Source organism: Planktothrix rubescens CCAP 1459/22 (assembly GCA_904830895.1).
Taxonomy (GTDB): domain Bacteria; phylum Cyanobacteriota; class Cyanobacteriia; order Cyanobacteriales; family Microcoleaceae; genus Planktothrix; species Planktothrix agardhii.
The window spans coordinates 4,841,315-4,859,646 of sequence record LR882958.1; the positions used below are offsets into that span (position 1 = coordinate 4,841,315).

The 18,332-nt window shown below is 39.7% G+C and carries 20 protein-coding genes; 15 read left to right on the forward strand and 5 right to left on the reverse strand.

The genetic code is table 11. From position 1 onward, the window contains the following. Positions 1-9: 9 nt before the first annotated feature. The 4 genes from NMG86_RS21905 to NMG86_RS21920 all read left to right on the forward strand — a co-directional run bounded on the left by NMG86_RS21905 (position 10) and on the right by NMG86_RS21920 (position 4,362). A complete protein-coding gene (locus NMG86_RS21905) occupies positions 10-519 on the forward strand; it encodes an acyl-CoA thioesterase (RefSeq protein WP_043939025.1) in 510 nt (169 codons plus the stop codon). Positions 520-673: 154 nt separating this feature from the next. Beyond that, on the forward strand, positions 674-1,813 hold the full coding sequence (locus tag NMG86_RS21910) for an ATP-binding protein (protein ID WP_043937739.1): 1,140 nt from the start codon (positions 674-676) through the stop codon (positions 1,811-1,813). Between the two features lie 133 nt (positions 1,814-1,946). Then, positions 1,947-3,665: a DNA mismatch repair endonuclease MutL gene (mutL, locus tag NMG86_RS21915; RefSeq protein ID WP_237747557.1), complete on the forward strand. Its 1,719-nt coding sequence runs from the start codon at positions 1,947-1,949 to the stop codon at positions 3,663-3,665. 286 nt (positions 3,666-3,951) lie between these two features. Then, on the forward strand, positions 3,952-4,362 hold the full coding sequence (locus tag NMG86_RS21920) for a hypothetical protein (RefSeq protein WP_026795496.1): 411 nt from the start codon (positions 3,952-3,954) through the stop codon (positions 4,360-4,362). A gap of 238 nt (positions 4,363-4,600) precedes the next feature. Here the strand turns inward: NMG86_RS21920 and NMG86_RS21925 are convergent, their stop codons facing one another. The 3 genes from NMG86_RS21925 to NMG86_RS21935 all read right to left on the reverse strand — a co-directional run bounded on the left by NMG86_RS21925 (position 4,601) and on the right by NMG86_RS21935 (position 7,217). Next, positions 4,601-5,299: a CADD family putative folate metabolism protein gene (locus NMG86_RS21925; RefSeq protein WP_026796510.1), complete on the reverse strand. Its 699-nt coding sequence runs from the start codon at positions 5,297-5,299 to the stop codon at positions 4,601-4,603. Positions 5,300-5,558: 259 nt separating this feature from the next. Beyond that, complete coding sequence (locus NMG86_RS21930; protein WP_026796511.1) at positions 5,559-6,584, reverse strand: bifunctional heptose 7-phosphate kinase/heptose 1-phosphate adenyltransferase; 1,026 nt, start codon at positions 6,582-6,584, stop codon at positions 5,559-5,561. A gap of 63 nt (positions 6,585-6,647) precedes the next feature. Next, the gene (locus tag NMG86_RS21935) at positions 6,648-7,217 is read right to left on the reverse strand and encodes a response regulator (RefSeq protein WP_026787687.1); all 570 of its coding nucleotides are present in this window, start codon (positions 7,215-7,217) and stop codon (positions 6,648-6,650) included. A gap of 141 nt (positions 7,218-7,358) precedes the next feature. Here NMG86_RS21935 and lipA point away from each other — a divergent pair, with 141 nt between their 5' ends. Further along, a complete protein-coding gene (lipA, locus tag NMG86_RS21940) occupies positions 7,359-8,318 on the forward strand; it encodes a lipoyl synthase (protein ID WP_026796512.1) in 960 nt (319 codons plus the stop codon). A gap of 27 nt (positions 8,319-8,345) precedes the next feature. Further along, entirely contained in the window at positions 8,346-8,462 is a 117-nt protein-coding gene (gene psaX / locus NMG86_RS21945) for a photosystem I protein PsaX (protein ID WP_071782595.1), read from the forward strand. A 136-nt stretch (positions 8,463-8,598) separates the two neighbouring features. Here psaX and NMG86_RS21950 read toward each other — a convergent pair whose 3' ends face one another. After that, positions 8,599-8,973: a hypothetical protein gene (locus NMG86_RS21950; protein ID WP_026787689.1), complete on the reverse strand. Its 375-nt coding sequence runs from the start codon at positions 8,971-8,973 to the stop codon at positions 8,599-8,601. A gap of 41 nt (positions 8,974-9,014) precedes the next feature. Here NMG86_RS21950 and NMG86_RS21955 point away from each other — a divergent pair, with 41 nt between their 5' ends. Together NMG86_RS21955 and NMG86_RS21960 are read left to right on the forward strand one after the other, a co-directional pair. Continuing rightward, positions 9,015-9,650: a DJ-1/PfpI family protein gene (locus NMG86_RS21955; RefSeq protein WP_043937741.1), complete on the forward strand. Its 636-nt coding sequence runs from the start codon at positions 9,015-9,017 to the stop codon at positions 9,648-9,650. Positions 9,651-9,941: 291 nt separating this feature from the next. Further along, positions 9,942-10,829, forward strand: a complete 888-nt coding sequence (locus NMG86_RS21960) for an ATP adenylyltransferase family protein (protein WP_199918616.1) — start codon at positions 9,942-9,944, stop codon at positions 10,827-10,829. 29 nt (positions 10,830-10,858) lie between these two features. On the opposite strand, the gene ald is transcribed toward NMG86_RS21960, so the two are convergent. Next, complete coding sequence (gene ald / locus NMG86_RS21965) at positions 10,859-11,944, reverse strand: alanine dehydrogenase (protein WP_026796513.1); 1,086 nt, start codon at positions 11,942-11,944, stop codon at positions 10,859-10,861. Positions 11,945-12,162: 218 nt separating this feature from the next. Here ald and murA point away from each other — a divergent pair, with 218 nt between their 5' ends. From murA to NMG86_RS22000, 7 genes are all read left to right on the forward strand, one after another. After that, positions 12,163-13,509: a UDP-N-acetylglucosamine 1-carboxyvinyltransferase gene (gene murA / locus NMG86_RS21970; protein ID WP_026796514.1), complete on the forward strand. Its 1,347-nt coding sequence runs from the start codon at positions 12,163-12,165 to the stop codon at positions 13,507-13,509. A 253-nt stretch (positions 13,510-13,762) separates the two neighbouring features. After that, a complete protein-coding gene (locus NMG86_RS21975; protein WP_026787693.1) occupies positions 13,763-14,428 on the forward strand; it encodes a DUF4340 domain-containing protein in 666 nt (221 codons plus the stop codon). 168 nt (positions 14,429-14,596) lie between these two features. Continuing rightward, positions 14,597-15,640, forward strand: coding sequence for a DUF2891 domain-containing protein (locus tag NMG86_RS21980; RefSeq protein ID WP_026787694.1), 1,044 nt, complete (start codon positions 14,597-14,599; stop codon positions 15,638-15,640). Between the two features lie 194 nt (positions 15,641-15,834). Further along, complete coding sequence (gene galT, locus NMG86_RS21985; RefSeq protein WP_026787695.1) at positions 15,835-16,851, forward strand: galactose-1-phosphate uridylyltransferase; 1,017 nt, start codon at positions 15,835-15,837, stop codon at positions 16,849-16,851. Between the two features lie 177 nt (positions 16,852-17,028). Next, positions 17,029-17,490: a hypothetical protein gene (locus NMG86_RS21990; protein ID WP_199918582.1), complete on the forward strand. Its 462-nt coding sequence runs from the start codon at positions 17,029-17,031 to the stop codon at positions 17,488-17,490. A gap of 37 nt (positions 17,491-17,527) precedes the next feature. After that, the gene (locus NMG86_RS21995) at positions 17,528-17,767 is read left to right on the forward strand and encodes a hypothetical protein (protein ID WP_026787697.1); all 240 of its coding nucleotides are present in this window, start codon (positions 17,528-17,530) and stop codon (positions 17,765-17,767) included. A gap of 262 nt (positions 17,768-18,029) precedes the next feature. Further along, positions 18,030-18,326 carry a hypothetical protein gene (locus tag NMG86_RS22000; RefSeq protein ID WP_026796515.1) on the forward strand — a complete coding sequence of 99 codons (297 nt, stop codon included), beginning with the start codon at positions 18,030-18,032 and terminating at the stop codon, positions 18,324-18,326. Positions 18,327-18,332 lie beyond the last annotated feature (6 nt).

Sequence of the window (18,332 nt, forward strand, 5' to 3'; positions counted from 1 at the left end):
TTTGTAGAAATGTTGCGTTCTAAATCTATTTGTAAAGTGTTTGAAACAAATCCTTTCCCCCAGTCCCCGTCCTCAAAGGATACCTCCTGGTCAACCCCTTGGTTTGACTATGTTGTGCGGGTTTCTCCCCACCATACCGATTATGGTGGTATTGTTTGGCATGGAACCTATATATCTTGGATGGAAGAAGCCCGGGTAGAACGGTTACGTTTGGCGGGATTAGAGTATCATACCTTAGTAGAAATGGGTTGCGAATTACCCGTTATCGAGTTGAACATTCGCTACCATAAACCCGTGAAAATGGGAATGCAGGCTGTGGTTAAAAGTCGAATTCTACTGATTAAGGGGGTACGAATTCCCTGGGAATACCGGATTGAATCCCTAGATGGCCAATCCCACTATCTCAGCGCCCAAGTGACTTTGGTTCCTATTGATGGAAAAACGGGGAAAATTATGCGTCGTTTACCCCCGGTATTGCAAACATCTTTGGCTCAACTACTGGGAACATCTACGCTATAATTTATTATACTATTCGGTTGTATTTTTCTAATCTCCAAAAGCAATTTGCCCTTATTGAAAGCTGCCTTTTTCAGCCCTCAAATTGATTAATTCCGATACTGAATATCACCAAACCAGATTACCCTAATTTTTGATCACAACCCGGGTTATAAAAATGGATATATCCTCCCACCGATTTCTTAGCTATTTTGAACTTCCCGAAGCTCAACAACTCTGTGAAATAGCCATAGTTGAACAGTTTGCAGACCAACATATTATTTTTGAAGAGGGAGAAGCTCCTAATTTTTTATATTTAGTCTTAGAAGGTCGGGTGGAGTTTAAAAAAGAAGTTCCATTGAGCCAATATCAAACCATTGCTGTTGCCCAAGCTAATGACTTTTTTGGAGAATTTGGAGTCTTAGATGGACAACCTCGCAGTGCCAGGGCAATAACCGCCGGACAGGTGAAATTAGCTAAAATTTCTCAACCGGATTTGCTGCAAATTTTAAGCAATGCTAAGGGTAAAGTGATTCTGAATTTATTTGCTTATATTATTAGTCATTTGCGCGTTACTACGAATCAATATGTCCATCAATTAGTCCATAAAGAAAAAATGGAATTAGTTGGGGAAATGGTTAATACCATTTTGCATGATTTTAGGAGTCCGTTTACCGGAATTCAGTTATCCAGTTCCATGCTCAAAGAAATGCACCCCGATGAAGAAACTCAAGAATGGTGTGATTTGATTTCTATGCAGATTCAACGGATGTTAGGCATGGCAGAGGAAGTATTAGAATTTACTAAAGGCAGTACACTTTTATACAGAAAATCAATTTCTGTGGCAAAAATGCTGCAACGTTTTGAAAAATTAAATCGGGTTTATTTTCAATCGACCCAGGTTAAATTTTCTGTGCAAACTGATGAAAATTGTCAAATTTATGTCGATGAAAATAAACTGATTCGAGTATTTCAAAATTTAGTTGGAAATGCGGTAGAAGCCTTTGAAAAACCAGGAGGAACTATTTTAATCACAGCTAAATTAACGGGAGATTGGACGGAAATTGCCATTGCTGATAATGGCCCTGGAATTCCTGATATGATTCGTGAACATTTATTTGATGCCTTTGTTACCCATGGAAAACGCAGTGGTACGGGGTTAGGAACTGCGATTGCTAAATCTATTATTGATGCCCATGGCGGTCAAATTCGGTTTAAATCCGTTCCCCATCAAGGCACTACTTTTTATATTAAACTCCCCCAAACTCAACTAAAAGAAATGCACGCTGAAGTTGCCGAAGAAGTCAAATTAAACTAGAATTAAACCTATTACCCAAAACCCAAAACCCAAAACCCATTACCCATTACCCATTCCCGATCACGGATTCAAGAGGATGACGCAGATTAACACAGATTAAAATCCGTGAAATCCGTGAAATCCTCTTAAATCCGTGATCCCCATTACCCATTACCCATTACCCATTCCCTTGAATTCTATTCGTCCTCTCCCCAAAGATGTTGTTGATTTAATTGCGGCGAGTGAAGTTATTGACTCCTTAGTGGCAGTGGTTCGGGAATTAGTTGAAAATGCCTTAGATGCCCAAGCAAACCGGATTACAATTTCAGTCTGGCCGGAGTCTTGGCGGGTACAAGTGGTAGATAATGGTGTGGGCATGGATTTAACTAATTTAAAACAAGCCGCCGCCGCCCATAGTACCAGCAAAATTAACACAATTACGGATTTATTTAAAATTAATAGTTTAGGATTTCGGGGGGAAGCATTACACAGTTTAGCCCAATTATCCGATTTAGAAATTATTAGTCGTCCTAATTCTCCTTCCCTTGCTGATGCCGGTTGGCGTGTTAGTTATAATCATCAAGGAGAAGTTGTTAAAACCGAAACCATTGCTGTCGCCCAGGGAACAGTTATTACGGTTTCTAATTTGTTTGAAAATTGGCAAAATCGACGTCAATCTTTACCTGCTTCGGCTCAACAATTGCGCGGTATTCAGTTAATAATTCAGCAAATTGCTTTATGTCATCCCCAAGTAACTTGGCAACTGCGTCAAGGTCATAATCCTTGGTTTCAAATTAGTCCGGGGGTGAATGCTCAACAGATTTTACCTCAGATTATTAAAAATGTTCAATTCAGTGATTTATTTTATTTGAAAATTCCGCCAGATTATGATAATATTAATCTAAGAGAAATTGAATTAATATTAGGATTACCCGATCGCTGTCATCGTCGCCGACCCGATTGGGTTAAGGTTGCTATTAATGGCCGAATGGTACGATCGCCGGAATTAGAACAAACCCTATTAACCGCCCTAGCACGCACCTGTCCCCGCGATCGCTATCCCATTTGTTTTGTACATTTACACCTGTTCCCCGAACAAATAGACTGGAATAGAAACCCGGATAAAAGTGAAGTTTATCTCCAGAATTTGAACCAATGGCAAGAGCTTATTAGTCAAGGAATTGAACGGGCTTTAAGGTTAAATTTTGAGAGAATTTCTCCGACTCAAAATCGCATTGAGAAGTTATTGAAAGTATCAGAAGACAAGGGAAATTATAACATTAATTCCGAAACTCAATTAGATGCTCAAAGATCCCAAACTGAATTAGGAATATTAGAAATAAAAGCGATCGCCCAAGTTTTAAATACCTATATTATTGCCGAACATTCTAGCGGATTATGGTTAATTGAACAACATATTGCCCATGAACGGATTTTATATGAACAAATCTGTGATCAATGGCGATTAATTCCCCTCGAACCAGGGATTATTTTACAATCCTTATCAACAGCACAATTAGAACAAATGCAGCGTTTAGGATTAGAAGTTGATCCCTTTGGAGACGGGATTTGGGTAGTCAGAAATGCACCGGAATTATTAATTAAACGCAGTGATTGTCCAGAAGCCTTATTAGAATTAAGTTTAGGAGGAGATTTACAAACCGCCCAAGTTGCCACCGCCTGTCGGAGTGCGATTAAAAATGGCACACCCCTGAGTTTAAGCCAAATGCAAACTATATTAGATCAATGGATTAAAACCCGCAATCCTCGTACCTGTCCCCATGGTCGTCCAATTGTTTTACAATTAGAAGAATCGGCCCTATCCCGTTTTTTCCGTCGGAATTGGGTGATTGGGAAAAGTCATGGAATTTAGGAAGTTTTGTTAAGTACCTAAACAAAATTAATTACACATCCTCCACCCTGTTCCCTCCCCCCCTAGCCCCCCGTGCACGGGGGGTTTGGGGGGGCTGTTCCGGTGTTCCCTCTCTCAACTAGGTAATTTATTTTGTGTAACTACTTAAATATTGTAATCCCGTTGAAATGTTGAGAAAATCTAAAATTTTCATCGAAGACAAGCCGGAAAAATTATTAGTTTGTGATCTCAAAAATATAGATTAGAATAATTACCGAACTGATTCTGATTTAATTCCATAAAATCTATGAAACTCAAACTTCTAACGACGGTTGCTTTAGTAGGAACATTTTTGTTTGCTACTCCAGTTATATTCTCCCCTAGTCCCAGTTCTGCCCAGGTTTATACCGGATTTCGGGTAAAAACCGATCAAAAGGTTGCAGTTCGACTCATCAATGAATCGGGAAAACCTATTCAGTATGGTTTAAGCCAAAATTCGTCTAAAATTTTAGCCAGTGGACAATCAACTGTTCTGCCATTTTCCCAGATTAAAACGGGGGCAGTCAACATTTTAATTTATACCCTAGATGGGACTCCTTTGGGATTTAAAGGCAATTTTGATGCAGAAAAAAATGAACTAACCGTCAATATTTACTCCGGCGGCGCAGGTCATAAGAGTATTAGTATTGGTTCTAATGGAATCGTTGAAATGATTTAATTTCTTCTGATTGAATTTCTGTAGAGGTGTTATTTTTAACGCCTCTATAAAACACTAATATGCTAATATGAAATTTTAAATCAGTTGTAATATTTACATTTATTTTTACCCCTCCCAACCCTCCCCTTAGTAAGGGGAGGGCTAGGGTGGGGTTTTATTCTAGCTCCCATTTATCAAAAGTAGGGAACAAGAAGGATCAAAATTTTAGGAAAAATTAAGCGAAATTTAGCCTAAAATTTTAATTCTGACAATATTCTTCATAAACACCGTCTAAAAGCAAGTTAAACGCATCAACGGCTGTTTGTACGGAGTCTAATGCGGCTCGTTGTTGTTCGGTGGTTTGACACAGTTGTAACAAGGCTTTACGAGTCATTTGACTATGGATTTCATCAGCTTTTTCATGAACTTTAAAAAAGGATAAAGCTGATTCTTCTTTAATACCATAAAATTCTTCTAATCCGGCAATTTTTGTGGTAGAAACTTCAGGAAATTGGGATTCATAAGCATAGAGTGCGGCCAACCCTTTTTCTGCTTCTTCACTACGCGATAATTTTTTCAGAATTTTAACAGATTCTTGGGTTTTATTTAAAGGTTGACGGTCAAGAACAGCACTCCGTTCTACTCCTAAACCTTCTGCAAACTGTAACCATAATTCGGGATGATGGGCCGAGCCCCGTTCTTCTTCAATCAGGTTTTCTAATAACATTTTGCGAATGTTGATGTCATCACAAGCCGCATGGGTGGCACTGACATAGGTGGGGAAGTTATGAACGTGCAAATAATATTCCTGGGCATACTCTTGTAACATGGTTAATGTCAGCTTCCCTTCCGTCCACATTTGATAAAAGGGGTGCTTGAGCAGGTGATTACTTTCAATAATTTCGTTGAGTTTAGCCAGAAATACCGTTTCAGTTAAAGGCTGATCTTGGGTTAACATTCGCTTTCCTATAAATATCGGTTCCCCAGAATCTTATCTTAAAATCAATATTTGTCAAGCATTATCATTTGTAGGGGCGGGTTCATCGAGATGCGCGGTGATTAACAAATATCTAACACCAAGCCGCCCTTACTTACCAGTTATCAGTTTATTACCCATTACCCATTACCCATCACGGATTTAAGAGAATTACGCAGATTAACACAGATTAAAATCCGTGAAATCCGTGAAATCCTCTTAAATCCGTGATCCCTATTGATTATTCTGGATTTAAAAGCGATCGCAAAGCCTCTTTCATTTCCTCAATTGTTGTTGTTGCTGTTCCAAATTGACGCACGACTAAACTAGCGGCTAAATTCCCTAAAACTGCCGATTCCCACAACGATGAACCCGTACATAAACCCAAGGTTAAAGCCGCCACGACCGTATCCCCAGCCCCGGTAACATCAAAAACATCCGTGCGATTAAAAGGTGGGATTTGAAATTGTTTTTCTCCCTCAAACAAACTCATTCCTTCCTCGCCGCGTGTAATTAACATGGAATTGGCTTGAGTTAATCTTAATAAATCCTGTCCCGCCTGTTGTAAAGTTTGCTGATTTTTAATCGAATATCCCACAGCTTTTTCCGCTTCAGGAAGGTTAGGAGTAAACAAAGTTGCACCCGTAAATCTAGGTAAATCTTTTTGAGTATCAACAATAGTTAAAGGAGCTTTTAATGCCGATTCAATTACCAATTGGGTTAAAACTCCATCCCCATAATCTGAACAAACCACCGCATCTACAGTATCAATATTTTCACTAATATATTCAGCTAATTTTAACTGTAATTTAATATCCGGTAATTCGTCAGATTTGCGATCAACTCTAACAATTTGTTGGGTAACAGATTGACGAGCATGACCCGAAATCCGAGTTTTCGTTACCGTGGGACGGTTGGGATCAATAAAAATTCCCCCAATATCAATTCCCGCCTGTTCAAAAATTCCACAAAGGGCAATTCCTTGATCATCATTTCCCACCAGTCCAGCAACCTTTACCGATGCCCCTAATTTTGCCAAATTGTAAACCGCATTCGCACCCCCCCCAGGAATTTGATGGGTATGTTCATGACGGAGAATTAATACCGGAGCTTCACGGGATAAACGTTCCACTTGACCTGTCAAAAATTCATCTAAAGTTAAATCCCCTACCACCAAAACCCGCGCCTGGGAAAATAGATTCATTCGTTTTAATAATGAATCCATTGCGGCGTTTAATTGGGTCAAAAATGAAGCATCCAGTATCATATTTCTGATCAGTTGTCGGTCAACTATTAACAGTCAACTATCAACAGTCAACTGTCAATATTTCTACTTTAATTTCCCCTGAATGAATCTTTTCAGTTGCAACACTTGTTTTTTCAAGGCATCCAGTTCCGCCTGCATTGTATCCATTTGAGCCTTAATTGCTGCAATATCCGTCGCGTCTCCAGCAGGAGAAACTTGAGGAGCAGGTGCAGAAGTCGGTGCAGGAGTTCCAGGGGTGGATAGGGGTGGCCGGGGGAGATTGGCTTTTTGGAAGGCCAATTTAATTGCAGAAATTAGTTGATTCTTCTCAAAGGGCTTTTCAATAAATTCAAAATATTGAAAGGGTTCAGAAATTTTTTCGGTGACTTCTTCCTTCCGTCCCGACATCAGGACAAGGGGAATGCGCCGCAAGGTTTCATCCGCTTGAATTCGCTGAAACACATCCCAGCCACTTAACTTAGGCAGGAGGAAATCCAGCATAATTAAATTGGGATGTTCTTTTTGCACGAATTCGAGTCCTTCTTTGCCATCTTTGGCTTCTAATACCTCAAAGTTACCAGGGGGTAACATTTCTCTGACTCGAACTCTAATTACTTTACTATCATCAATAACCAGTATTTTCCGACCTGCCACAACTAACTCCCATAACGATAATGATGCGTTAACTATTATTATATTGGGTTAAAGTGATCCAATGATTAAAAAGACCTGCATCTTTAGAATACATAACTAGATTAATCTGAGAAGAAGCCAAAATAACAACGGAACTTGAATATGTCCGCCCCTTCTGATTTAGCACTAGAACAATCTTATCGTGATCGGGATCAAAATGCCATTGAACCTATCCCGGCCTGGTTACGTCGTCCCATCGGTAAGGCCAGTGAATTATCCTCTGTACAACGGATTATCAAACAGCGCCAAATTCATACGATTTGTGAGGAAGGTCGTTGTCCCAACCGGGGGGAATGTTATGCCCAGAAAACCGCAACATTTTTATTAATGGGGCCGACTTGTACCCGCTCCTGTGGCTTTTGTCAAGTGGATAAGGGTCATGCACCGATGCCCCTTGATCCCGAAGAACCCCAAAAAGTGGCCGAAGCTGTACAAATTTTAGGGTTAGGCTATGTGGTCTTAACTTCCGTGGCGCGGGATGATTTGGCCGATGGGGGGGCCCGGTGGTTCGTGGCGACAATGGACAGAATTCGACAGCTTAACCCCGAAACCCAGATTGAAGTCCTGACGGCGGATTTTTGGGGCGGTCAAGGGGGCGGTAATCTCCAAGAACTCCAATATCAACGGATTGCCACCGTAGTTGGAGCGGAACCTGCCTGTTATAACCATAATGTCGAAACAGTCCAAAGACTGCAAGCACCAGTGAGAAGGGGGGCTAAGTATGGGCGATCGCTGGATGTATTAAGAATTGTGAAACAACTTGATCCCCGCATTCCGACAAAATCCGGCTTAATGTTAGGACATGGAGAAACCGAAGCCGAAATTATTCAAACCCTGGAAGATTTACGGGAAGCTGGATGTGACCGAATTACCCTGGGTCAATATATGCGTCCGTCCCTGAAACATCTTCCCGTGCGAAAATATTGGACACCAGAGGAATTTCAGTATTTGGGAGCGATCGCCACCAAAATCGGGTTTGCTCACGTCCGCTCTGGGCCATTAGTGCGGAGTTCCTATCATGCTGGAGAGTCCGATCCCGATGCAGTTGCTTCTGTGGTTTAATTGAATCATTGTATTTAGGAACCAAATATGGCTACCAAAACTCAAACATCCAGTGGCTCTTATACCTTTCGTGCATTTTGGGCAATTCTTCTGTTAGGAATTAACTTTTTAGTTGCCGCTTACTATTTCGGTATCATTGTGTAATTTAAACATCATCAATTTTTAAAGACTGTGCTGCTCTTGATCAATCTTCTAAGATGAGGAGAACATCTTTAACTCCTCAGATCATGGCAGCACCTATTTTTTTATGAATTATTAGCTTACTAATTTTAACCCTAAATTATTGAGTTTCTAATTGCGCTTTTAACTCCGCTATTTGTTTCTGAAGTTCTTGGACATCTTGCTTGGTTTCAATCACTAATGTTGCTAACCGATCAAACATCGGATCACCGGACATCAAGGGATTTTTGAGTTCGGGAGTAGGATTTGTTGGATCGGGTTTAACCTGGATCACCGTTGTACCTGACGCTTGATATTGCAGACTATTAATCTGTCCAATTAGTTGAGATACTTGTGATTCTAGGCGGCTCATCCGATATTCAAGTTGAGTGGTAGAACCTTGTGCTAAAGTTAAATTATTCCAACCTAGCCCAATTCCTAGAGTGATCAGAATAACCAGAATAATATTTTGGAGATTAAGACACCTTTTTAACATATTTTAACCTTTTATCCCGTTTCATTTAGGATTACTGACCCATGACTCAAACAAATGTTGCTATTTTAATTTTTAATGGGGTGCAACTATTAGATTTTATCGGCCCTTTTGAGGTATTTTCGATTACATCAGAAATTAATGAGGATCAACCTTTTAATGTGTTTCTAGTCGCAGAAACCTTAAATTCAGTTCAATGCCATTATGGTTTGAGCTTTAATCCAGATTGTACTCTATTAGATAGTCCTCCTCCCGATATTATTATTATTCCTGGTGGTATAGGGACTAGAGAGGCTCTGAATCAACTGCAAATTCTAGCTTGGATTCAATCTAAAGGATATCATGCCGAGTTAATTTTATCAGTTTGTACGGGTGCTTTACTGTTAGCAAAAGTCGGTTTATTAGATGGTTTAGTAGCGACAACTCATCATCAAGCATTAGATCAATTACAGGCGATGGCACCCCAAACCACTGTTGTTGATAATCAACGATTTGTTGATAATGGAAAAATTATTACGGCGGCGGGAATTTCGGCAGGAATTGATATGTCTCTTTATGTTGTGGCTAAACTTTTGGGGGATAGTAAGGCTTTAAAAACGGCTCAATATATGGAATATGATTGGAAACCAAAAGCCAAAGTTACCCCGATTCCTAAAATATCAAATTCTCTGGGTTTTTGACACTCCCACCCCTAAAGATCCAGTGATCCATCGGTTGAAACCGTGGCTACACAAACAAAACCCGCCTGCGCGGGTTTTAAACCCTTGATCAAAGGAGGTTAATCGAAGAACAAACCCTCGCCGCAAAGGAGGTTAATAGTCCGCGCAGGCGGACTTCGTTTGTGTAGCCACGATTTCAATCGCTGGATCTTCTTGTTTCTTGTTTCCCTAACTCCTGTAGGATAAAAAAAGAAGATTGTAATCTAGGCTATAGCCTACACTGAAATGATCAGTACAACAACTGCTAACTTGATGTTACCATCGGGTACATTATGGCAACGGATAATCACTCAAACCGAATTGGCTCTCAACTGTGACGCTTTACAATCAATTCCAACGGAATATGATTTTATAGAGGCGGGAAGTATTCAGTTTTTGGTGAGAATTCTGTCTAACTTAGCTCGAAAGCAGAAAGCCAAGAAAAAACAGCAAAAAAAATTAGCTAAATCCGGTAAGGAGTTTAATCCATTTCTGCCTTATGAACAGGATTTATTTGTAGGTAATTTGTCAGAAACTCATTTATGTTTACTGAATAAATTTAATGTTGTTGATTATCATTTATTAATCATTACTCGACAATTTGAAGAACAGGAAACTTGGCTAACCCAGGCAGATTTTGAGGCGATGTGGCTGAGTTTAGCCGAAATTGATGGTTTAGTTTTTTATAATGGGGGAAAATTAGCCGGGGCGAGTCAGCGTCATAAACATTTACAATTAGTTCCGTTTCCATTAGTCCCAGATGGAATTAATCTTCCGATTGAACCAGCGATCGCTTCTGTACAGTTTAATAATTCTATTGGTATAATTCCTGAATTTCCTTTTGTTCATGCGATCGCGACTTTTAACCCTGACTGGATTAATCACCTATCAGAAGCAGCTATTTTTACCTTAGAATTGTATTTTGAGCTATTAGCAAAAGTGGGTTTATCCGTCAGGGATAATCCCTTTCAATCTGGGGCTTATAATTTATTAGCTACTCGAAATTGGATGATGATTGTTCCTCGATCTCAAGAAAAATTTGAGGGAATTTCGATTAATTCTTTAGGATTTGCCGGGGGGTTATTAGTTAAAAATTCCGAACAACTGCACGCACTTAAATCCTATAATCCTTTAACAGTTTTAAAACAAGTAGGGGTGTAGGGGCGAGGTCTCCTCGCCCAGCAGAGGAATTAAACTAAATCAGGGAAAACTTCCCTAACAGCAGGATGAACTAAATGATGATTTTCCACATTTAATCCTTTGGCTAAAACCGGATTTATTTCTAAAGCCTTGAGTCCCTTATCTGCTAACTGAATAACATAAGGTAATGTACTATTATTTAAGGCTTGGGTTGCTGTCCAAGGCACAGCCCCAGGCATATTGGGAACACCATAATGAACGATACCTTCCTCAATATAGGTAGGATTAGTGTGGGAGGTCGGACGGAGGGTTTCAATACATCCCCCTTGATCTACCGCCACATCGACAATCACAGAACCGGGGCGCATTTGGGCGACTAAATTACGAGAAACTAACTTAGGAGCGCGTTTTCCTAGGATTAAAACCGCACCAATTAATAAATCAGCTTCGGGAACACTTTCTTCAATTTGAGAGGGATGACTATAGAGTAATTCCACACTCGATCCAAAGACTGTTTCTAAATAAGCTAACCGATCCAAATTCACATCTAAAATTTGAACTTTTGCCCCCATTCCGATTGCAATTCTTGCTGCTTCAGTCCCGACTATTCCCCCGCCTAAAATCACAACTTTTCCGGCTTTTACCCCAGGAATTCCGGCTAAAAGTACCCCTCTCCCGCCCTGTTGTCGTTCCAAATAACGGGAGCCAAACTGAATTGATAAACGTCCGGCGATGATACTCATGGGCGTTAATAAAGGTAATCGACCGTCAGGAAGTTCTACGGTTTCATAGGCGATCGCCTGGACACCACTTGTAATTAATTGTTCTGTGAGTTCTCGATTAGCCGCCAGATGCAGATAGGTAAACAACAGTTGATTTTTTTGAATTAAGCCATATTCGGCGGGTAAAGGTTCTTTGACTTTAACCACAAGTTCCCGACTCCAGGCATCGGTCGCAGAATTAACGATTGTGGCTCCGGCTCGTGTATAATCGCGATCGCTAAACCCCGAACCCTCCCCTGCACCTGTTTCTACAAAAACTTGATGACCTCGTTCCGTGCAAACCCTGACACTATCAGGATTCAAGCCCACTCTAAATTCCTGATCCTTGATTTCTTTGGGAATACCAATTTCCATAAATTCTGATTTCTCCTAAGTCTTAATTAGATTTTTACACTGGATTTAAAGATCGATAAGACTTTTGCTATACCAAGAATGATATTCCTATAAAACCCTTCCAAGGCCTGATTTCGGGTTTATAAGGGACATAAAATTTGTCTAACCCCTAGACATTTAGAATCTTTTAGGTAGAATCAGAACAAAAAATCTAAGTATCGTAAACGTACAAACCATTTTTGGAGGATAGACCCATTACACTAGCTATACGTTCATCGAATGTTTCAACTGCGTCCCACGCTAACCAGTCCAGTCTTAAAATTTGGGGACGTCAACCCCTACGAGGTCATGTTCCGATTAGCGGAGCTAAGAATTCTGCTTTAGTCCTAATGGCGGGTGCATTACTCTGTTCCGAAGATTGTCGGCTACGGAATGTTCCCTCTTTAGCTGATGTTAATAGCATGAGTGAGATTCTCATGACTCTGGGTGTCAAGATTGACCGCCAGGGCGACATCATTGACATTAAGGCGGGTGAGTTATCAGAATCACAAGCCCCCTATGAACTGGTGAGCCAACTACGGGCGAGTTTCTTTGCCATTGGGCCAATATTGGCTCGTTTAGGGATAGCCCGGGTTCCCTTACCTGGGGGATGTGCCATTGGTGCTAGACCTGTGGATCTTCATGTTCGTGGACTTCAATCCATGGGCGCGGAAGTACACATCGAACATGGGATTGTTCATGCTCATGTAGCTGGGGCGAATCGTCGGCTCAAGGGTGCTCGCATCTATCTGGATTATCCCAGTGTCGGGGCGACGGAAACTTTGATGATGGCGGCCACCCTAGCGGATGGGGAAACCATCATTGAAAATGCGGCTCAAGAACCGGAAGTTATCGATTTAGCGAATTTCTGCCGGGCGATGGGAGCCAGAATTCATGGGGCTGGTAGCAAAACAATTGTGATTTCTGGAGTTCCGAGTCTACATTCTGCGGATTATTCGATTATTCCTGACCGAATAGAAGCCGGAACTTTTTTAATAGCTGGGGCGATTACAGGTTGTGAAATCAACCTATCGCCGATTATTCCAGAACATTTGAGTCCTGTACTGGCTAAACTCAAAACTATGGGGGTGAAAATCCGCATGGAAGGGCTAAACCATTTAAGCATTCTCCCCGGAGAACAACTAAAGGCGACGGATATTAAAACCCTACCCTATCCAGGCTTCCCTACTGATATGCAAGCCCCCTTTATGGCGCTATTAACGCTGTGTGAAGGCAATAGTTTGATCAGTGAAACGGTATTTGAAAATCGTTTTGGTCATGTTCCTGAACTCAGTCGCATGGGTGCTGATATTCAGGTGAAGGGGAATACGGTTTTAGTCCGAGGTGTTCCTTTGCTATCGGGTGCTCCGGTCACAGCGACGGATTTACGCGCTTCGGCTGCTTTAGTTCTTGCCGCCTTAGCTGCTGAAGGAGAAACGACGATTCAGGGATTAAAACATCTGGATCGGGGTTATGAACAATTGGAAGCTAAACTCCGACAATTGGGTGCTAAAATTGAGCGTTTTGATCCTACGCCCACGGAGTAATCAGTTATCAGTAAACAGTTATCAGTTATCAGTATAGCAGGGAACGCCGGATCTGGGAACGCCGGATCTCGGAGGAAAAGACTTCACCGTCTAGCTTTGCTGCATCACTCTTTGTCCTAATAGGTCTGGCGACTGCTGTAAGAGTTAATATTTCCGATAACTGATAACTAATAACTGGTACAGACGCGCCAATAGCCTACGGCATCGCTGCGCTCACCGCACGTCTCTACTAATAACTAATAACTAATAACTGATGAAATTTCAACGTTCAACATTAATTTTAATGGGTTTAGCTTTGGGTTTGACCGGGGCTGTTTATGTATTTGAAATTCATGGGAAAACACAACAGCAGGAAATTCAGGCTAAACAACAACAAATTTTTTCTTTTCCTAAGAATGAGATTCAATTCTTTACTATTACAACTCCCCAACAAACTGTTACTTTGGAACGGGTGACTAACGCCGATGAGTTGAAAAAATCTCCTTGGAAAATCACCGCACCAATACAATTTTTGGCTAATCCGGCTTCGGTAGATTATTTGCTTAGAGAACTATTTAAAAATCAAAGTAATCCCTCGGATATTAACTCAGGGATTCAGAAATTAACGGTTTCTACAGAAAAACTTAAGGATTATGGGTTAGATACGGTTACGGATAAAATAGAAATTAAACTTAAAAATAATACAATCTATAAATTAAGTTTAGGGAAAAATGATTTTCGCGGAGATTCTTTATATGCTCAAATTGATTCCCCCCAAACTTCTACAAAGGAAGTCAATATTTTGGTGATTTCTAATGATATTTTATCAACTATTAATCGTCCCATAGAGGAGTGGAAACTTCCCCCAGAAATTCCGCAAACACCTCCTAAACCTCCTACACCTCAACCCATTCCTACACCTTCCGCTAGTCCTAAATAATGTCAATTTAGCTGTTAGGAGTGCGCTGAAGCGCAACAACGAGCGCAACAACGAGCGCAACAACGAGTGCAACTATGAAACAGTCAAAAGTATTATCCCCATTCCCTGTTCCCTCCCCTCTAGCCCCCCGTGCACGGGGGGTTTGGGGGGCTGTTCCCTATTCCAATCATGAATTTAGAATCAGAAATATTTCCGGTAAATTTAGCTAACCGATTTGCTCAGTTTGGCTTGCAATGTGTTATACAAGAATATCCTCATATTCAATATTATTGGTTAGAAAGTTCTCAGGATTTAATTCCCCATCGACAACTTAATCCGGCATTTTATGGCTGTTTAGATTGGCATTCGGCGGTTCATAACCATTGGATGTTAACTCGGTTAATTAAATATTTTCCCGATGGGGATTTTGTGTCTTTTGCTAGAGATATTTTAACTAAAAATATTACCCCAGAACATATTAAAATAGAAGCCAAATTTTTACAATCTCAGCCTCGATTTGAATGTCCCTATGGGTTAGCTTGGTTTTTACAATTAATAGCCGAATTGACTGAATGGGAAGACGAACAAGCTAAAATCTTATTAGAATATTTACAACCTTTAAAAACTGTTATTATTAATAATATTCATAAATGGTTATTAACTTTATCCTATCCTAACCGCACCGGATTACATAATCAAACAGCTTTTGCATTGGGATTAATTTGGGATTGGGCAACCTTAACTCAGCATCAAAAATTATTAGAAGAAGTTGCACATAAAATCCAAAAATTTTATTACCATGATTACAATTATTCCCTCCATTGTGAACCCTTGGGTGATGATTTTCTCTCTCCCTGTCTAGCAGAAGCAGATTTAATGCGCCGGATTTTACCGCATTTTGAATTTGGAGAATGGTTAACTATTTTTTTACCCCACCTTCCCCAAAAGTTGGAAACCGATTGGTTTTCTCCGATTATTATTAATAATCCTGAAGATTACGGACAATCCCATTTTGATGGGTTAAACTTGAGTCGGGCGTGGATGTTAGAAGGGATAATCTCTGGTTTATTACCAACAGATAACCGCATCCCCGCTTTGAAAACTGTAGCAAATCTTCATTACCAAGTCGGGTTAAATCCTGTATCTGGTAATTTCTATGGCGGAAGTCATTGGTTAGGAAGTTTTGCCGTTTATCTAGGAACAAAAAGAGGTTTAAACAGCCATAAAAAATAATCAATCCTTTTTATTAGCAAATGCGCCTGTGCGGTTAGGACAAAGACTAATACATACTCTTTTCCTCCGGTGTTCTCCGTTCCCTGTTATCCGTTCCCTATTCCCTATTCCCTATTCCCTCCCCCCCCTAGCCCTGCGTGCACGGGGGGTTTGGGGGGGCTATTCCCTGTTCCCTGTTCCCTGTTCCCTTCTATATGACTGAACTCAGACAGAATCTAATCACCAGAGATTGGGTAATTATTGCCACCGAAAGGGCAAAACGACCCGATGAATTTACTAAAACTGAAACCCAACTTATTCCCACTCCTGAATATCGTTCTAATTGTCCCTTTTGTCCAGGGAATGAATTGTTAACTGGAGGTCGAGAAATATTGCGGTTATCGGATGATTTAAACTGGAAAGTTCGCGTTGTTTCTAATAAGTATCCTGCTTTATCTCCTGAAGGTGAAAGAGTCCGAGAAACCGATGGTATTTTTCATTCTTTATCAGGGTTTGGGTTTCATGAAGTAGTAATTGAACATCCTCGCCATGATTTAACAATGGCGTTAATGGAAATCAAAGATATAGCAAATATTATTCGAGTTTATCGCCAACGTTATATTCATATTCGCAAAGATGCTCGGGTAGAAACTATTATTATCTTTAAAAATCATGGTCAAGGAGCGGGAACTTCTTTAGAACATCCTCATTCCCAAATTGCTGCAATTCCCATTGTTCCCTATCAATGGCGTGACCGTGTTAGGGAAGCAATTCGTCATTATGATGATACCGGAGAATGTATTTTTTGTCGCACCTTAAAGGAAGAATTAGAAGCCCAAGAACGGATTATTTTTACCAGTGAACATTTCGTTGCTTTTATTCCCTATGCCGCTCTTTCTCCCTTCCATACTTGGATTTTTCCCCGTCGTCATAGTTCCTCATTTGATGAAATTACAGATGTGGAAATCTTGGATTTAGCTAAAACCTTAAAAAATGTCCTAGCTAAACTTTACTATGGGTTAAATAATCCCGATTATAATTATACTATTCGTTCCATTCCCACCGCCGAACAACGCACTGATTATTCCCATTGGTATATTGCCTTAATTCCTCGGGTTTCTTTATCCGCCGGATTTGAATTAGGTAGTGGAATGTATATTAATACCGCTTTACCCGAAGAAAGTGCTGCATTCTTGCGTTCTGTTAAAATTCCTCCTGATAATTGCTATTGATACTAATATTATTGTTAGATTTATTACTAGAGATAATGAATTACAGTATCAACAAAGTTTAGAATTGTTCAAAAATAAAAATATTTTTATTCCTGATACTGTTTTTGATGAAGTAATTAAACGGAAATAGATGAGTATGAGTTATTTATTAGATACTAATATTGTTTCCTGATAAAAATGACATTTATTGACTTTATTATTGTTTTCATAATCATCCTAATTTTAGTCTTATTTGGAATTAGAAAACGGGGAATTTTATCTAGTTTTACTGGTGGTAAACTTGATGAATATCTTAACCGATGGGAGGTTTATGCACCACAATCTTACCAGAAAATACGAGCAACCAATGATATTCAGATAATTGCTGAAAAGACGGGGTTTTCTCAGGTTAAAATTGCAAAAATTAAGGAACATATATTTTTTAAAGAACATCAATTAGATGATGGTATCAGGTTGTTTGATCCTGATCCTGATATTGCTGATGCTTGGTTTAGGTTACAAGAAGGAGATTATAATGATCAGGATCTAAGGTTATTGAAGCATGAATATTTTGAAGCTCGTTTTGAGGGAATATTTCAAACTGATTATCGGACTTCCCATAATGCTACAATTAAGTCAGGGAGAACATGGACTCCTTAATGAGTATCAATTTAAACTTTATTTAGAGGAATGTTTTATGGCTTTTTATGTAATGTTAATTAAGGTCAACGAAGATGAGCAAGGTGTTACTTATAATTTTGGAAGTGACTCTGAACATTTAGGAAAGATTCATCTTGATAAACATCAGGGAACAATTCAAGAAATTGAACCTATTAATAGTGAAAATTATCAACATCTTTTAGTTAGAGCAGAGGTTAAGTTACGTCAACATTGGAAAGCGGGTAACTTTCCTGACCACACTTGTTGGGCTTCTTGATTTTTAAATTGTTGTCTAATAATTTCGGGAATTTCAATAAATCCTGATTGATTTAAGGTGACTAAGTTCATAATATTTTCCTAACCTAAAGTTACCTGTGTATATTATAGCAGCGATCGCACTCCTAACTCCCTTACACTCCAAATTCTCCTAAACCCCTTACACCAACAAAAGTATATCTTTGAACATCATCGGGCAAGATTTCTGTAATATGCTAAGATTAGAATGGTTATCTAATTGTATTTGAATGGAGGCAATCAATATGTTATCAACTGATGTTAGACAAGAATCCATGATCAAAAGAATTGAGCAAGTTGTTTCGATTTTAATGGAAGAACGTCCTTTATTTAAAGAAGAACTGAATCAATCAGAAATGATTAAAGAGTTATTTAAACTCTTTCAAGAAAACTTACCTTTTGAAAAATTTAACACGATGTCAGATCAGGAATTAAAGAAACATTGTAGTCTGATTATGGTGACAGAAGCAGTGGCGGGAACCTTGAATGAATTAACACCTGAACAAATGGCTATTTTTGATGAAGTAATTAAACGGAAATAGATGAGT

What these genes read in the sequence shown, in the direction of transcription:
- NMG86_RS21905 (WP_043939025.1), top strand. Translation starts at nt 10, where the DNA reads ATGTTGCGTTCTAAATCTATTTGTAAAGTGTTTGAAACAAATCCTTTC.
- NMG86_RS21910 (WP_043937739.1), top strand. Translation starts at nt 674, where the DNA reads ATGGATATATCCTCCCACCGATTTCTTAGCTATTTTGAACTTCCCGAA.
- NMG86_RS21920 (WP_026795496.1), top strand. Translation starts at nt 3,952, where the DNA reads ATGAAACTCAAACTTCTAACGACGGTTGCTTTAGTAGGAACATTTTTG.
- NMG86_RS21925 (WP_026796510.1), bottom strand. Translation starts at nt 5,299, where the DNA reads ATGTTAACCCAAGATCAGCCTTTAACTGAAACGGTATTTCTGGCTAAA.
- NMG86_RS21930 (WP_026796511.1), bottom strand. Translation starts at nt 6,584, where the DNA reads ATGATACTGGATGCTTCATTTTTGACCCAATTAAACGCCGCAATGGAT.
- lipA (WP_026796512.1), top strand. Translation starts at nt 7,359, where the DNA reads ATGTCCGCCCCTTCTGATTTAGCACTAGAACAATCTTATCGTGATCGG.
- psaX (WP_071782595.1), top strand. Translation starts at nt 8,346, where the DNA reads ATGGCTACCAAAACTCAAACATCCAGTGGCTCTTATACCTTTCGTGCA.
- NMG86_RS21950 (WP_026787689.1), bottom strand. Translation starts at nt 8,973, where the DNA reads ATGTTAAAAAGGTGTCTTAATCTCCAAAATATTATTCTGGTTATTCTG.
- NMG86_RS21955 (WP_043937741.1), top strand. Translation starts at nt 9,015, where the DNA reads ATGACTCAAACAAATGTTGCTATTTTAATTTTTAATGGGGTGCAACTA.
- NMG86_RS21960 (WP_199918616.1), top strand. Translation starts at nt 9,942, where the DNA reads ATGTTACCATCGGGTACATTATGGCAACGGATAATCACTCAAACCGAA.
- ald (WP_026796513.1), bottom strand. Translation starts at nt 11,944, where the DNA reads ATGGAAATTGGTATTCCCAAAGAAATCAAGGATCAGGAATTTAGAGTG.
- NMG86_RS21975 (WP_026787693.1), top strand. Translation starts at nt 13,763, where the DNA reads ATGAAATTTCAACGTTCAACATTAATTTTAATGGGTTTAGCTTTGGGT.
- NMG86_RS21980 (WP_026787694.1), top strand. Translation starts at nt 14,597, where the DNA reads ATGAATTTAGAATCAGAAATATTTCCGGTAAATTTAGCTAACCGATTT.
- galT (WP_026787695.1), top strand. Translation starts at nt 15,835, where the DNA reads ATGACTGAACTCAGACAGAATCTAATCACCAGAGATTGGGTAATTATT.
- NMG86_RS21990 (WP_199918582.1), top strand. Translation starts at nt 17,029, where the DNA reads ATGACATTTATTGACTTTATTATTGTTTTCATAATCATCCTAATTTTA.
- NMG86_RS21995 (WP_026787697.1), top strand. Translation starts at nt 17,528, where the DNA reads ATGGCTTTTTATGTAATGTTAATTAAGGTCAACGAAGATGAGCAAGGT.
- NMG86_RS22000 (WP_026796515.1), top strand. Translation starts at nt 18,030, where the DNA reads ATGTTATCAACTGATGTTAGACAAGAATCCATGATCAAAAGAATTGAG.